The following is a 15,295-nucleotide window of genomic DNA, read 5'->3' as shown; positions in this document are numbered from 1 at the left end:
GGCGTCGCTTTAATGCGCTTTGCGCCGATGGCAATCGTGGACGGGCCAGGGATCGCGCGATCCGTGATACCGCCTCCGCCTCGTCCCCGCCCGGCCTGCTCAGGGGGCGCTGTCCCAGCCGGGACGGACCCGATCGAGGAAGGCGCGCATGTTCGCCGGATCATAGGGGAAGGGCGCGTAGGGCGCCGCATCGTGGCGGGCGCGGCCCACCCGGTAGCGCGCGATGGCGGTGGGATGGACGTCCTCGCTCCGGTCCATGCCGAGAATGCGATCGAGTTTCCCCAGCAGCCGCCATTTCAGCCCCGCGCTGGAATCCACCAATTCTCCTTCGGCCATCCCGTCGGCGACGTGGCGGACGCGCGACTGGAGATACCCCTGATCCAGTGCCAGTAGGCTGCCGATCTTGTCGCACATCCACAGGAAGGCGATGTCCGACAGGACGCGATCGACATAGCCGCCACCGATATTGGAGTGGACGCCGGCGAACCAGCGCTGCTCCACGATCTGCCCTTTGGCCAGATTGTTCGTGTCCCAGATCGTGGGCGCGAAATTCTTGCGCCGCTCGTCGATCGCCAGCGCATGATAGGCGCGCAACGTCTTCGCGGTGAGGCGCACGTCGTGAAAGGCATGGCGCTGGCGGCCGAGCCCGCCGAGGAAATTGCCCGGTATGCCGAGGGAGCCCACCGTATCCCATACGCCGACGAGATCGATGTTGGGCTGGCGTGCCTCCTTCCACTGCGGATCGGGCAGGCCGGAGCGCTTGGCGGGGACGGTGCGATAGAGCTTCCAGATGTCCGGCAGATATTCGAGGTCGCCCTTGCGCAGCAGGCCGACCAGCCCGATCAGGCCCGCCAGGCTGCGAACGGTGAATGCCCCGCGCGAGAAGCCGAAGAGCAGGATGCTGTCGCCGGGCTCGTAATTGAGGCAGCAAAAGCGATAGGCCTGCTGCACCTTCTCGGAAAGGCCGCTGCCGAGCGCACCGCCCACGGCGCGCTCGATGAAATTGCCCACGCCGACACCCTCGTCATAATAGACGATCTGCGGGCTGCCATCGGCCGCGACCGGCAGGATCGCGCGCGCCATCTTGGTAACGTTGGTGGGGCCGCCAGCCTGATCGGCGGTATTCCAGGTGCCGTCGCAACAGACCGCAAGAGCCTTCGCCATACCCCCTCCTCCCCCAGAGAGATGCCTTGGAACCAGCGCCCGCTAGATCAGGGGAGAGGGTGACCGCTGTCAATCTTTACCGGGTGTGCGGGCTGGGCTGCGCCACACCAGTTTTATCTTTGCGCACGATGTCGCGTGCTTTTGCCCCACTTGTGCGGCGGCCGGGCCTGCGCGACACAGGGGAGGAATAGTGCCAAGGCCGGGGTGCAAAGTTGCAGCGTTTTTTGGTGTTCGGTGGCGCTGCCGCGCTGCTTTGGGTTGCTGTGTCGGCGCAGGCGGAACTGCCTCCCTTGCAGGATACCGCCAGGAAATTCGGGGCACGGGAACATATTCTGGATGCGTCGCTGTCGCCGGACGGCGCGCATGTCGTCTATATCATTCCCGGCAAGGGAAAGGGCACGATCGCCCTCGTGACCGGGGCCGATGGCAAGGACCCCAAGCTTGCGGCGATGGCGGCCGGGGATCCGCTGAATCTGAGGTGGTGCAACTGGTCGGCTGCCGATCGGATCGTCTGCATTTACTACGGCATTACCGACTGGGCGAAGGTGCCGGCGTCGCACACAAGGACGGTATCGTTCGATCTGGACGGCAAGAACGTCCAATATCTTGGCCGCCGCCCGACGCACGATGAACTGCGCGTCAGCCAATATGACGGCGAAGTGATCGACTGGCTTTCCGGCGGCGACGGCAAGATCCTGATGGCGCGAGATTATGTGCCGCAGGACGTGAGCCAGTCCGGAAGCGCGGGCGGGACATCGGCGGATGGCATCGGTGTGGATCTGATCGATACCAGAACGGGTATCAGCAAGACGGTCGAGCCGCCGGTGCGAGGCCGTGCCGATTATATCTCCGATGGGCGCGGTGTCGTGCGGATCATGTCCACGGATCGGGCGCGGGGCGCGCAGTCCATCCTCAGCGGAACGACGATCAACAGCTATCGGCTCGCGAACGAAAGGGCCTGGCGCCCGTTCAGCACGGTGGAATCCGGCTCGAGCGGGGCTCTACGCCCGCTTGCCGTCGATGGTGAGGCGAACGTCGCTTATGCCCTGAAGACGCTCGATGGGCGCGATGCGCTGTATCGCGTGGCTCTGGACGGATCGATGAAGGCGGACCTCGCTTATGCCAATCCCGTCGTCGACGTGCGCGGCACGATCATGGTCGGGCGCAGCGGCCGGGTGATCGGCGCGAGCTACATTACCGATAGTCGGCAGGTCGAATATTTCGATCCGGCCTACCGCAAGCTCCAGTCCGCACTGGCACGGGCCATTCCCAATTTGCCGGTGATCCGCTTCATCAGCGCGAGTGCCGATGAGCAGAAATTGCTGATCTGGGCGGGAAGCGATGTCGATCCGGGGCAATATCTCTATTTCGACAAGGCGACGCGCCATCTGGATCGATTGACGGCCGCACGACCCGAGCTGGAAGGGACCAAGCTCTCCGCCCAGAAAAGCATTTCCTATCCCGCGTCGGATGGAAAGATGGTTCCGGCCTATCTCACGCTTCCGCCGGGAAGCGACGGCAAGCATCTGCCAACGATCGTCATGCCGCATGGAGGACCTGCCTCGCGTGATGACGGCGGCTTCGATTGGCTGGCGCAATTCTTCGCCCAACGCGGTTTTGCAGTTCTTCAGCCGGAGTTTCGCGGTTCCGCCGGCTATGGGGATGCGTGGTTCGTCGATAATGGGTTCAAATCCTGGAAGGCCGCGATCGGAGACATTGCGGACGGGGCGCACTGGCTGGTGAAGGAGGGTGTCGCCGATCCCGGTCAGATGGCGATCGTGGGCTGGTCCTACGGCGGCTATGCGGCCTTGCAGTCCGCAGCGGTGGATCCTGCCTTGTTCAAAGCGGTGGTCGCCATCGCGCCCATCGCGGACCTTGGGCAATTCAAGGCCGAGCATGCGGCCTATACGAACGGCGCCGTGGTGGCCCGCTATGTCGGCGACGGAGCCCATATCGCCGACGGCTCACCGGCTCGCCATGCCGATCGCTTCCAGGCGCCGGTACTGATGTTCCACGGCGATCAGGACATCAATGTCGACGTGGCCCAGTCGCGGACGATGGATCGGGCGCTTCGCGCCGCAGGCAAGCGGAGCGAATTGGTCATCGAGACCGGACTCGATCATCAGATCGAGGATGGCGATGTTCGGGCGGGCCTGCTGATGAAGACGGACACATTCCTGCGCGCGAACCTGAAGATGCCGCCAGCCGACTGAATGCGCGCCCGGCCGGCGGGTCAGGCCGCCGGCTGGCTGGTCGCGGCGAGCGCGCCGATCACGCCGCCCTTGATGAACGGGAGGGCCGCCAACGTCGCCGCGGTCAGCGCGCCCAGCAGGATCGCCATCGCCGCCCAGAGCGGGATATACCAGAAGAAGGGGATGGCGAGCGCGGGCGCGATCACCAGATGCCCCATCAGCAGCACGGTGAAATAGGAGGCGATGTCGTCGACGCGGTGGCGGCCATTGTCGGTGCCGCAGACCGGGCAGATCGGGCGCACGCGCAGATAGCCGTCGAACAGGGTCGGCGAATCGCATTGCGGGCAATGCCGCTTCAATCCGCGCTTGATCCCCTCGCCGAAGCCGATCCTGTCCATATCGTGCCCATGTCTTGTCTGCCGGACGTTCCGGCGACGAGGATATAGGCATGGGGCCGATCGGTCCAATGAGATGCTTTGTCTCAGGGGGTGAAGCTTGCCTACTGGCCGAAGCGTGCCTCGCCGGCTTGTGCCACCGCCTCGCGCGCGGCGGCGAAGAGCGCGCCGGACTTGTGCTCGCACTCGCGCTGCTCGGCGGCCGGATCGCTGTCCGCGACGATGCCCGCGCCCGCCTGCACGTGCATCACGCCGTCCTTCACCACGGCGGTCCGCAGCACGATGCAGCTGTCCATATTGCCGTCGGGCGCGAAGTAGCCGACGCAGCCGGCATAGGCCCCACGCGTCTCGCTCTCCAGTTCGGCGATGATCTCGCAGGCGCGCACCTTCGGCGCGCCCGAGACGGTGCCGGCCGGGAAGCCCGCGAACAAGGCGTCGAGCGCATCCTTGGCCGGATCGAGCCGCCCTGCCACGTTCGAGACGATGTGCATCACATGGCTGTACAGCTCGACCGCATAGCTTTCGGTGACGTGCACCGTGCCCGCCTTGGCGACGCGGCCCACATCGTTGCGGCCGAGATCCAGCAGCATCAGATGCTCGGCGCGCTCCTTGGGATCGGCGAGCAGGCTTTCGCGATTGGCCGCATCCTCCTCGGTCGTCTTGCCGCGCGGGCGCGTGCCCGCGATCGGGCGGATCGTGACCTCGCCGTCGCGCACGCGGACGAGGATTTCCGGGCTCGATCCGGTGACGGCGAAGCCCGGCAGATCGAGATGGTAGAGGAAGGGCGAGGGATTGATCCGCCGCAGCGCGCGATAGAGATCGAACGGCGGCAGCGGGAAGGGCGCTGTGAAGCGCTGCGCCAGCACCACCTGAAAGATGTCGCCCGCCGCGATATACTCCTTGGCCGAGGCGACCATCTCGCCATAGCGGCCGGCGGGCAGCGCGGGCATCGGCGCGATGTCGGGCAGGGCCTCCGGCGTGCGCGCGGCGGCGGGGAGGGGCGCGGCGAGGCGCGCGGCGGCCGTCTCGATCCGCTCGATCGCGGCCGGGACGGCGGCGTCCGGATCGGCGGCACCCGGCCACACCGGCGATACCAGATACAGCATGTCCGCGAGGCGATCGAAGACGAGCAGCAGGGTCGGCCGCGCGAACAGCATGTCCGGCAGGTCGAGCGGGTTGGGCGCCGGGCGCGGCAGTTTCTCGATCAGGCCGATCGTCTCATAGCCGAAATAGCCGACGAGGAAGGCGAGCGCGGGAGGCAGACCCTCGGGCACGTCCATCCGGCATTCGGCGACGAGCGCGCGCAGCGCGTCGACGGGATCGCTGGAGACGGGCGTGAAGGCCTCGCGATCGGTCAGCCAGTCGCGGTTGATCTCCGCTTCGCGGCCGCGTGCGCGGAACAGCAGGTCGGGGGCCAGGCCGAGCAGGCTGTAGCGCCCGCGCGTGGCGCCATCCTCCACCGACTCCAGCAGGAAATCGCCCCGGCCGGGCTCGATCAGCTTCAGCGCGGCGGCGACCGGCGTGTCCGTATCGGCCAGCTGCCGGCGCCACACGAGCGCGGGGCGCCCGCCTGCCAGTGTCGCGCGTGCGGCCGCGTCGTCTCCGCCTGTCATGCGTGGGCGATCACTGGCCGTCGGCGGGCGCCTGCCCACTCAGCTGGCGGCCGAGATCGGCGATCGCCTTGCCGTTGCGCTTCACCGTCACATCCTTGCTGGCGGCGCGGGCGAACTGGTCGAGCATCTCGTCGCCCATCGCGCGGCCGAGTTCGGCGCGCATCTGCTGGGCGATCGCGGTGCGCATCTGCGGCGCGGGCGGATCGATCTTCGTCACCTTGATCACGAACCAGCCGTTCGGCGCGGGCGCCAAGGTCGCCTTGCCCGGCGGGATCTGGAACAGGGTGCGCGCGGCGGCGGGCGGCTGCTGGAGCCGGCTCAGCTCCATCTGGCTGGCCGAAATCGGGTTCGGCGCGGGCAGGCCGGCGGTGGCGAAGGTGGCGGCGATATCGGCGCCCTTGTTGATCTTGTCGAGCAGGCTCTGCGCGGTGGCCCGCGCCGTCGCCTGCGCGCGATCGACGATCATTGCCTGGACGATGCGATCCTTCACCTGCGCCAGCGGCAGGGGCGCCGCCGCATCGACGCGCACCACGTCCAGCACCGCCGCCGCGTCGGGCGCGGTGCGCTCCAGCGTCGGCTCGTCGTCCACGCCGGCGAGGAAGCCGGGCTTCAGCAGCGCCGTCACGGTCGCATCGGGCTTGTAGGCGGCGTCGGCGGGGACGACGCCGGTGGAGGTCAAGGCCGGCGTGGTGACGACGGCGAGCTTGTTGGCCTTCACCACCTCGTCGAAGGTGGCGCCGTCACCGATCGCATCCTCGATCTTGGTGGCGAGGGTGGACATGCCCTCGGCCTGCTTCTTCTTCACGAGATCGGCGGCGACATCGGCCTTGGCCTGCTCCAGCGTCCGGCCAGGCTTGTCGTTGATCGCGTCGACATGGACGACATGCCAGCCCAGCACCGACTTCATCGGCGCGGTGGTGGCGCCGGCGGCGGCGGAGAAGGCCGCATCCGCGATCGCCTTGGAGGTGATCGTCTCGAACATGTCGCGCTGCTGTTCGCCGAGCGAAATGTCGGCGGCGGCGAAGCCCGCATCGGCGGCGGCCTTCGGGAAAGGCGTGCCGGCGGCGATCTTGGCCGCCAGCGCCTTGGCGGCGGCCTCGGTGGGCAGCACCACCTGGCTCAGCGTGCGCGCCTGGCTGGGCGCATATTTGGCGGCGTCGGCCTTGTACTGGGCGGCGATCTCGGCGTCCGTGGGGGCGGCGACCGTCTGCGCCAGCGCGGCATAGCGCAGCACGCGCCGCTCCGGCAGCGAATAGAGCGCGATGTGGCTCTTGTACCAGGCGGCGATCTCGGCGTCGGTCGGCGGCTTCACCGCGTCCGGCTTGGCCGGGACGAGGCCGACGAGGCCGGTGCGATTGGCGACGAGCACATCGGCATAAGGCGCGATCATCGAGGGCGTCGGGTGCACGCCGGAGCTGATCGGGATCAGCAGCTGGCGGCGCAGCATGTCGCCGCGAATGCCGTCACGCAGGGACGATTCGGAAATGCGCTGCTGCGCGAGGACCGCGCGCATCGTCTTTTCGTCGAAACGGCCGGTCGTGCCCTGGAAGGCCGAGATGCTGGCGATCTCGCCGTCGATCAGCCGATCGCTGGCGACGATGCCGTGGCGCGTGGCCCAGGCCTCCAGCGTGCGGCCGTTCAGATATTGATCGACGAGCTGGCCCGCGCCCCCCACCGCCGCGATGAATTTGGGCATGTCCAGATCGGGCTGCTGCTGGCGCGCCTGCTGCAGCTGATTCTGCGCGCGGCGCTGCACGTCCGCCGTCGGGATCGATTTGCCGTCCACGGTGGCGACGCTGTCCGCGCCCGGCCCGGTCAGGCCGCTGAGGCCGCTTGGGCTGGAAACGCCCGTGACGATGAAGGCGATCATGATCACGCCCAGCAAGGCGATGACGATCCAGGAACCAAGGGCACGGCGGAAAAAGGCGAGCATCGAACAACCCGAAAGAGGGCGGGGAAGGGATCGCCCTTAGGCCGCGCCCGTTCAGCCGACAAGGTTTGCCGGCGTCCGCCGGTTTCGCCGGCCGCCGGCGCAAAGGCGGAAATGCGGGATTGAATGGGAGATCAGGCGTTGGCGGTAACGAATCCGGCTGCTAGCCGGGCTGGCGAATCATTGTCTTCGGGGGACACGATGGCGTTGCGTAAGCTTGTGGCCGGCAACTGGAAGATGAACGGCACGCGCGCCAAGCTGGCGGAGCTGGACGGTATCGTGTCGGCGGCCGATGCCGCGCCGGGCGTGGATGTCGCGATCTGCCCGCCTTTCACGTTGATCGATGCGGCGGTCGCGGCGGCCCCCTCGCTGCCGATCGGCGCGCAGGATTGCCATCATGCGGTGCAGGGCGCGCATACCGGCTGCGTCTCGGCAGAGATGATCGTGGATCTGGGCGCGCGCTACGTGATCCTGGGCCACAGCGAACGGCGCACCGACCAGCACGAAACCGACCGCGACGCGCGCGGCAAGGCGCTGGCCGCGTTCGCGGCGGGGCTCACCGCGATCATCTGCGTCGGCGAGACGGGCGCCCAGCGCGATGCGGGCCGCGCGGGCATCGTGGTCGCGGGCCAGCTGGAAGGATCGATTCCGGCCACGGGCACGGCGGCCAATCTGGTGATCGCCTATGAGCCCGTCTGGGCGATCGGCAGCGGTCGCACTCCTTCCCTGGCGGAGGTGAAGGAGATGCACGGGCTGATCCGCGCCAAGCTGGAGGCGATCCTGGGGATCGAGGGCGCCGGGGTCCGCATCCTCTATGGCGGCTCGGTCAATCCGGGCAATGCGGCCGAGCTGCTGGCCGTGCCGGATGTGGATGGCGCGCTGGTCGGGGGCGCCAGCCTCACCGCCGCGCAATTCGTGCCGATCATCGAAGCGGCCGCGGCGCTCTGAGCCCCCGATCGGAAATGCGCCCGCATGCGCCGAAGGGCGGACCTTCCGGCAGGCGGGATCGTTTCGGCGTCATGCACGATCTTTCCGTTCTCGCCCGCTCCGGCCTCGCCGCGCTGGTGGCCCTGTCCGGTGGCGCGATCGCGTCCGCTCAGGCGCCCGCCCAAAGCCCCGCGGTGATCGTCACCGCACCCGTGTCGCGCGCCGATGCGAAGGCGCTCGCGCTGGGCAAGGTCAGCGCCGCCTTTTTCCTCGGCCTGCAGGAACTGCCCGCCTTCACGCCGGAGGAAATGGCCGCGCGCCATCAGGGGGCGACCGGCGATCCCGAGGCGCTCGCCGCCGATCAGGCGCTGAACGACTGGAAATTGTGCGCGCTCGAAAGCATCACCCATTGGGCCGACTTGAAGCCGGGGCGGGGCGAGATCGTCGATGGCGCGATGGGGCGCTGCGTCGATGTCGAGCATGCCTATCGCGGTCATCTGCTGAAGATCACGCAGGACGGGCGATTGCTGTTCGATCTGTCCTTCGCGCGCCAGATGGCGAAGAGCCTGGAGGATGCGTGGCGCCCGCGCATCCTGGCGGCGGCGCTGGATCATGATCTGGAGGCCGTGCACGCCGAAAAGGAGAAGCCGGTCGGCACGCGCCGTCGTTCGGGATCGGAACCGCGCGCCGAAACGTCGGCGGAAACGACACCGAAAAATTGAGAGCCTGTTCCTGCGGCGGCACGGGCGATGCGCGCTCCACCATTGCCCCGGAGCCGCGCTTCCTGTAACGGCCGCGACCCATGTTCACCTTCCTTCTCGTCGTCCATGCCCTCATCGCCGCCTCGCTCGTCGGCGTCATCCTGATCCAGCGGTCGGAAGGCGGCGGGCTTACGTCCGGCGGCAATCCCGGCGGACTGATGAGCGCACGCGGTGCGGCGGACTTCCTGACGCGCGCCACCTCGATTCTCGGCACGATCTTCATCGTCATGTCGATCGGCCTCGCCGCGCTCGCGACGATGCAGAGCGGTCCGCGCACGATCGATACGTCGCTCGCCCGCAAGCAGGCCGCGCCGGCTCCGGCCGCCGCCCCCGCTCCGCAGGCACCCGCCGACAACGGCGCGGTTCCGCTGGCGAAGTAAGCCAAAGCAACGCCCGTTTGTCCCGAGCCTGGGGCGGATCGACATTCGGCGATTGGAAACGGCGGCTTTGGAGAAATCGTCACCCTGAACTCGTTTCAGGGTCCATGACCCGACCGTTGAACCAGGCCGACCCTTCAGGTCATGGATGCTGAAACGAGTTCAGCATGACAATCTGGAATAATATCCGGCACATTCTTTCAAGCTATCCGAATGTCGATCCGTCCTAGTCGAGGGATTGCAGGATCGATCCGTTCCGCTCCTCGGCTTCACCCGAAGCGGGCGTGTCTCGATTGCGCTCGACACAAACGGGGAAAGGGGCCGTGTTCATCCGCTTTCCTGTGGATCGAATGAACGGGTTTGACGGCGTGGGCTTGCCACGCAGGGATTCGGGCGGCTAGGCGTTTTCTCCCATGACGCGGTTCATCTTCATAACCGGCGGCGTGGTCTCCTCGCTTGGCAAAGGCCTCATGGCGGCGTCGCTTGCGGCGCTCCTGCAAGCGCGTGGATACCTCGTCCGGATCCGGAAATTCGATCCTTATCTCAACGTCGATCCGGGCACGATGAGCCCGTATCAGCATGGGGAAGTGTACGTCACCGACGATGGCGCGGAGACGGATCTCGATCTCGGCCATTATGAGCGGTTCACGGGCGTTTCCGCCCGGCAATCGGACAATGTGACGTCGGGCCGCATCTATCGCGACATCATCGCGAAGGAGCGGCGTGGCGACTATCTGGGCGCGACCGTCCAGGTGATCCCGCACGTCACGAACGAGATCAAGGCGTTCGCGCAGGACGATATCGAGGGCCTCGATTTCGTGCTGTGCGAAATCGGCGGCACCGTGGGCGACATCGAATCGCTGCCCTTCATGGAAGCGCTGCGCCAGCTGCGGAACGATCTGGGCCGCGACAATACCTGCTTCGTCCACCTGACCCTGGTGCCGTATATCGCGGCGGCCGGCGAGCTGAAGACCAAGCCCACCCAGCACAGCGTGCGCGACCTGACCTCGCTCGGCATCCAGCCGGACGTGCTGGTCTGCCGCAGCGAGCATCCCCTGCCGGACAATGAGCGCGCCAAGATCGCTTTGTTCTGCAACGTGCCCAAGGATGCCGTGATTCCGGCGCTGGACGCCTCCAGCATCTATGCGGTGCCGATCCAGTATAGCGCGGCGGGCCTCGACGAGGCGGTGCTGCGCTCGTTCCGCCTCGATACCGGCGTCGCGCCGGACATGCGCCGCTGGGACGACATCGTCGATCGCGTCACCAATCCCGAAGGCGAGGTCACGATCGGCGTGGTCGGCAAATATGTCGGCCTCGCGGACGCGTACAAGTCGCTGAGCGAGGCGCTCGTCCATGGCGGTATCGCCAATCGGGTGAAGGTCAACATCCGCTGGCTGGATGCCGAGATGTTCGAGCATGATTCGGAAGAGCTGGCGGCCAAGCTGGAGCCCTGCCACGCCATCCTCGTGCCCGGTGGCTTCGGCGAGCGCGGCAGCGAGGGCAAGATCGCCTCGGTCCGCTTCGCGCGCGAGCGCAAGGTGCCCTATTTCGGCATCTGCCTCGGCATGCAGATGGCCTGTATCGAGGGGGCCCGGAACACGGCGGGCATCGCCAACGCCTCCACCACCGAGTTCGGCCCCACGGACGAACCGGTCGTCGGCATGATCACCGAATGGATGACCGCAGAGGGCCTGCAGAAGCGGGAAGAAGGCGGCGATCTGGGCGGCACGATGCGGCTGGGCGCCTATGAGGCGACCCTCGCCGGCAACAGCCACGTCGCCTCGATCTACGAGGCCACGACCATCTCCGAGCGGCATCGCCACCGCTACGAGGTGAACGTCCATTACAAGGACGCGCTGGAGAAGGGCGGCCTGCGCTTCTCGGGCATGTCACCGGACGGGACGCTGCCCGAGATCGTCGAGCGGCCGGACCATCCCTGGTTCATCGGCGTGCAGTTCCACCCGGAGCTGAAGTCCAAGCCGTTCGAGCCGCATCCCCTGTTCGCCAGCTTCATCGAGGCGGCGGTGCGGCAGAGCCGGTTGGTCTGATCGCGGGGCGATCGGGCTCGTTTCGTCGAAAAGCCTGGATTTCTAGGATTTTCGGTCAACGGTCGCTTAACCAAATGTTGCCTATCTGCCGCCTGTGAAGGTGAAGGTAGGCGATTGATGCACGAACGCGACACGCAGCGCCGATCGGATGCGGCATGGGCGGCGATCTGCCGAACGCAGGCCGTGATCGAATTCGATGCCGCCGGGCAGGTGCTGTGGGCGAACGATCTGTTCCTGCATCTGATGGGCTACCGCCTCGATCAGGTGGTGGGGCAGCATCATCGCCTGTTCTGCGCGCCCGATCTGGCTGCATCGCCCGAATATGAAGCGTTCTGGCGCAAGCTCGCCGCCGGAGAATGCCATTCCGGCCAGTATGCGCGGTGCACGCGCGATGGCGCGACCGTCTATCTGCAGGCGACCTACACGCCGCTACTGGACGGGGACGGGCGCCCCGAGCGCATCCTGAAGATCGCCTCTGACATCAGCGACAGCCAGCGGCGGGGGGCCGAATTGCAGGCGATGTCCGCCGCGATCGAGCGCTCCCAGATCGTGATCGAATTCGCGCTGGACGGTACGATCCTCGACGCCAACGACAATTTCCTCGAGGCGATGGGCTATGCCCGCGCGGAGATCATCGGCCGCCATCACAGCATCTTCTGTGGCGGAGAAGAGGTCGCGAGCGCCGACTATCAGGCCTTCTGGCGCGCGCTCGGCCGCGGCGATTATACGAGCGGCGTCTACAAGAGGCTGGCCAAGGGCGGGCGCGAAGTGTGGCTGAGGGCCACCTACAATCCGATCCTCGATCCGGAAGGGCGGCCGCTCAAGGTCGTCAAGTTCGCGAGCGACGTGACGGACGTGAAGCTGCAGCACGCCGAATATGCGGCGCGCTCGACGGCGATGGATCGATCGCAGGCGGTGGTGGAATTCGCGCTCGACGGCACCGTGCTTCATGCCAACGCCAATTTCCTGCGCGCGGTCGGCTATTCGCTGGAAGAGGTGGTGGGGCGGCATCACCGGATGTTCTGCGCGCCGGAAACGGCCCGTTCCGCGGACTATGCCGCTTTCTGGGTCAAGCTCGCCGGGGGCGCCTTCGATGCGGGTCTGTATCGGCGCATCGACAAGGAGGGGCGGGATGTGTGGCTGCAGGCCAGCTACAATCCGATCCTCGATCCCGAGGGGCGGCCGGTCAAGATCGTGAAGTTCGCGACGGACATCACGGCCACGCGCGAGCGGGATGCCGAATATGCCGGGCGGCTGGATGCGATCGATCGTTCGCAGGCGGTGATCGAATTCGATCTGGATGGCCGGATTACGAAGGCGAACCGCAATTTCCTCGCCGTCTTCGGCTATGAGAAAGCCGACATCCTCGGCCAGCATCACAGCCTGTTGTGCGACGAGGCCGAGACGCGATCGGCGGCCTATGCCGATTTCTGGCGACGGCTGAGCCGGGGGGAATTCAATGCGGGCCGCTATCGCCGGATCGGGCGGGGCGGGCGCGAGATCTGGATCCAGGCCAGCTACAATCCGATCCTGGATGCGGAGGGCCGCCCGCGCAAGGTGGTGAAGATCGCAACCGACGTGACCCGGCAGGTGAAGCTGGAGCGGGAAGTGCAGTCACGGCTGGAGGAGGGGCAGCGCTTCCAGGCGGAGCTTCAGCGCGGCAAGGAGCGACTGGAGGGCACGATGGCCGAACTGGCCACGATCGTCACCGCGATCGGCGGCATTGCCGTGCAGACCCGGCTGCTCGCGCTGAATGCCACGATCGAGGCGGCGCGTGCCGGGGAGGCGGGGCGTGGTTTCGCCGTCGTCGCCAACGAGGTGAAGAAACTCGCCGGCGATACCCGCCACGCGACCGAACGCGCGACGGGCATGATGCGGCGGGGCGCGGACCTGAAGATCGTCCACTGACGCGCGGCGTCGGGATTCGCCCGATGTCCCTCCCCCGCAAGCAGGGGAGGGCCTTCGGACCTGCGCCTAGCGCAGGCCGCCGCTGACGACGATCTTCTCGCCCGTCACCCAGCGCGCATCGTCGGAGGCGAGGAACACCGCCACGTCGGCGATGTCGTCGGGCCGGCCGGTGCGGCCGAGCGGGGTCTGGCTGATGAAGGCGTCCTCCATCTCCGACCCGATCACGCCCGCCGTGTGCGTGCCCTCAGTCTCCACGACGCCCGGATTGATCGCGTTGACGCGGATCCTGCGCGGCCCCAGTTCCTTGGCCAGCACGCCCGTGATCATGTCCACCGCGCCCTTGGTGCCGGTATAGACGGCCGAGCTGGGCATCATCACGCTGGTGACGGCGGACGAGATGTTGATGATGCTGCCGCCCTCGCCCAGATGCCTGGCGGCCGCCTGCGTCGTCAGCAGCACGCCCAGCACGTTGACGTCGAACATCTGGCGATACTGGTCGACCGTGATCTCCTCGATCGGCGCGAAGCCATAGACACCCGAATTGTTGACCAGCACGTCCAGCCGGCCGAAATTCTCGATCGCGGCATCGATGATGGCCTGCGACTGCGCGGCATCGGCGACGTCGCCCTGCACGGCGACGGCCTTGCCGCCGCCCGCAACGATCTCCTGCACCACGGCGTCCGCGCCATCCTTGCTGGAGGCGTAATTGACGACGACCGCGGCACCTGCGGCCCCGAGCGCCTTGGCGATGCCCGCCCCGATGCCCTTCGACGCGCCGGTAACGACGGCGACCTTGCCTGCGAGTTTCGACATGATCTGTTCCCTATCGGGACGCGGTGCGCCGGAGTGACGCGCCATAGTCCGATAGTTCGGAAAGTTGGAACTATTGAACCGGCGATCAAGCCCCCCTAAGTAAAAAAAATGAGACCGCTGTTTCATCCCTCCGTGGAGGATGTGCGCCCCGAGGCGATCCTCCACGCTCTGTCCGATCCGGTCAGGGCGGGGATTTTCGCGGGGATTGCGGGCGGGACGTGCATCCAGAATTGCTCGTCCTTCGCCATGGTCGGCGATCGGCTGATTCCGAAATCGTCGCTGTCGCAGCATTTCAAGGTGCTGCGTGAGGCGGGGCTGATCCGCTCCGAGCGGCACGGCGTGGAGATCCGCAACGCCTCGCGCCTGTGCGAGGTGGAAAAGCGCTTTCCTGGCCTGATCCCGGCGATCCTGGACAGTTATGCGCGCGACAAGGCGTGCGCGCCGGATGGCGGAACGGTGGGCGAAGCATCGGCGGGGTGAGACCCGCCGGAGGGTGTTCGGCTTATTCGGGATCTTCGGCGTTGAGCGCGCTGGCGATCGCCTTGGCGCTGTCGGCGGACTGGCCGGCGTCCACCTTGGCATGATCGCCACCGGCGAACTGCACCGCCGAAAAGCAGATGCCCCCGGCCCAGACGAGCGCGGCCCAGCGGCTGCGGAAGATCCAGCGAAGCGGTATCATGGCTAGAGGATGCCGCGGCGGGGTTAAGGCCGGGTGAAGGGCGCGGTTGCTTGAGAACATGGCTGGCCGGTCATGCCTGGCCCGATGCCGGCCTACCGATCAAAATGCCGTCACCCTGAACTCGTTGCAGGGTCCATGACCCGACCGTCGCATCGAGCGTAAACGGTCGGGTCATGGATGCTGAAACGAGTTCAGCATGACAATTTCGGGGAAAGATGCAGACCATGCGACCGATCGCCGCTAGACCGGCAGCGCGGGGATGACCGGATCGCTCGGCTCGGCCGGTATGGGATCGACCGGCGTGGGAATGGGATCGTCGATCGGGCCCGGCACGGGGCTGTCCGGGACAGGGGGCTGGCTGGCCATCATGCGTCTCCTCGTTTCGGGAAGAACGCGGGAATAACGTGGTTGTGCCCGTCATCCGGGATTAAGCCGGGGCCTGTAAAAGCAAACGCCCGGACCACCCCTTTTGAGGTGATCCGGGCGCC

14 protein-coding genes are annotated in these 15,295 nt (G+C 66.9%); 7 read left to right on the top strand and 7 right to left on the bottom strand.

Translation table 11 applies throughout. The features are described from left to right. Positions 1-99 precede the first annotated feature (99 nt). Entirely contained in the window at positions 100-1,164 is a 1,065-nt protein-coding gene (locus HL653_RS00145; protein WP_171742703.1) for a DUF2235 domain-containing protein, read from the bottom strand. A 212-nt stretch (positions 1,165-1,376) separates the two neighbouring features. On the opposite strand from HL653_RS00145, the gene HL653_RS00140 reads away from it, so the two are divergent. Further along, positions 1,377-3,377 (top strand): S9 family peptidase, encoded by a 2,001-nt coding sequence (locus tag HL653_RS00140; RefSeq protein ID WP_171742702.1) that lies wholly within the window; start codon positions 1,377-1,379, stop codon positions 3,375-3,377. Positions 3,378-3,397: 20 nt separating this feature from the next. Here the strand turns inward: HL653_RS00140 and HL653_RS00135 are convergent, their stop codons facing one another. The 3 genes from HL653_RS00135 to HL653_RS00125 form a co-directional block, all read right to left on the bottom strand. Next, entirely contained in the window at positions 3,398-3,754 is a 357-nt protein-coding gene (locus tag HL653_RS00135; RefSeq protein ID WP_171742701.1) for a DUF983 domain-containing protein, read from the bottom strand. 101 nt (positions 3,755-3,855) lie between these two features. Beyond that, positions 3,856-5,364, bottom strand: a complete 1,509-nt coding sequence (trpE, locus tag HL653_RS00130) for an anthranilate synthase component I (protein WP_171742700.1) — start codon at positions 5,362-5,364, stop codon at positions 3,856-3,858. 10 nt (positions 5,365-5,374) lie between these two features. Next, a complete protein-coding gene (locus tag HL653_RS00125; protein WP_171742699.1) occupies positions 5,375-7,297 on the bottom strand; it encodes a peptidylprolyl isomerase in 1,923 nt (640 codons plus the stop codon). Positions 7,298-7,495: 198 nt separating this feature from the next. Between HL653_RS00125 and tpiA the strand changes: the two genes are divergently transcribed. From tpiA to HL653_RS24540, 5 genes are all read left to right on the top strand, one after another. Next, positions 7,496-8,242 carry a triose-phosphate isomerase gene (tpiA, locus tag HL653_RS00120; RefSeq protein WP_171742698.1) on the top strand — a complete coding sequence of 249 codons (747 nt, stop codon included), beginning with the start codon at positions 7,496-7,498 and terminating at the stop codon, positions 8,240-8,242. A gap of 71 nt (positions 8,243-8,313) precedes the next feature. Then, positions 8,314-8,943 carry a hypothetical protein gene (locus HL653_RS00115; protein WP_171742697.1) on the top strand — a complete coding sequence of 210 codons (630 nt, stop codon included), beginning with the start codon at positions 8,314-8,316 and terminating at the stop codon, positions 8,941-8,943. Between the two features lie 80 nt (positions 8,944-9,023). After that, positions 9,024-9,362: a preprotein translocase subunit SecG gene (gene secG, locus HL653_RS00110; protein WP_171742696.1), complete on the top strand. Its 339-nt coding sequence runs from the start codon at positions 9,024-9,026 to the stop codon at positions 9,360-9,362. 410 nt (positions 9,363-9,772) lie between these two features. Beyond that, a complete protein-coding gene (locus HL653_RS00105; protein ID WP_171742695.1) occupies positions 9,773-11,407 on the top strand; it encodes a CTP synthase in 1,635 nt (544 codons plus the stop codon). Between the two features lie 117 nt (positions 11,408-11,524). Next, positions 11,525-13,315: a PAS domain-containing methyl-accepting chemotaxis protein gene (locus HL653_RS24540; RefSeq protein WP_171742694.1), complete on the top strand. Its 1,791-nt coding sequence runs from the start codon at positions 11,525-11,527 to the stop codon at positions 13,313-13,315. Between the two features lie 66 nt (positions 13,316-13,381). Here HL653_RS24540 and HL653_RS00095 read toward each other — a convergent pair whose 3' ends face one another. After that, positions 13,382-14,128, bottom strand: a complete 747-nt coding sequence (locus HL653_RS00095; protein ID WP_171742693.1) for a glucose 1-dehydrogenase — start codon at positions 14,126-14,128, stop codon at positions 13,382-13,384. Between the two features lie 108 nt (positions 14,129-14,236). On the opposite strand from HL653_RS00095, the gene HL653_RS00090 reads away from it, so the two are divergent. Beyond that, entirely contained in the window at positions 14,237-14,608 is a 372-nt protein-coding gene (locus HL653_RS00090) for a helix-turn-helix transcriptional regulator (protein ID WP_171742692.1), read from the top strand. A 22-nt stretch (positions 14,609-14,630) separates the two neighbouring features. Here the strand turns inward: HL653_RS00090 and HL653_RS00085 are convergent, their stop codons facing one another. Next, entirely contained in the window at positions 14,631-14,807 is a 177-nt protein-coding gene (locus tag HL653_RS00085; RefSeq protein WP_171742691.1) for a hypothetical protein, read from the bottom strand. 240 nt (positions 14,808-15,047) lie between these two features. After that, a complete protein-coding gene (locus HL653_RS24425; protein ID WP_301337945.1) occupies positions 15,048-15,176 on the bottom strand; it encodes a hypothetical protein in 129 nt (42 codons plus the stop codon). Positions 15,177-15,295: the final 119 nt, after the last annotated feature.

Source organism: Sphingomonas sp. AP4-R1 (assembly GCF_013113735.1).
GTDB lineage: Bacteria > Pseudomonadota > Alphaproteobacteria > Sphingomonadales > Sphingomonadaceae > Sphingomonas_I.
This window is presented reverse-complemented; position numbering and strand designations above follow the sequence as displayed.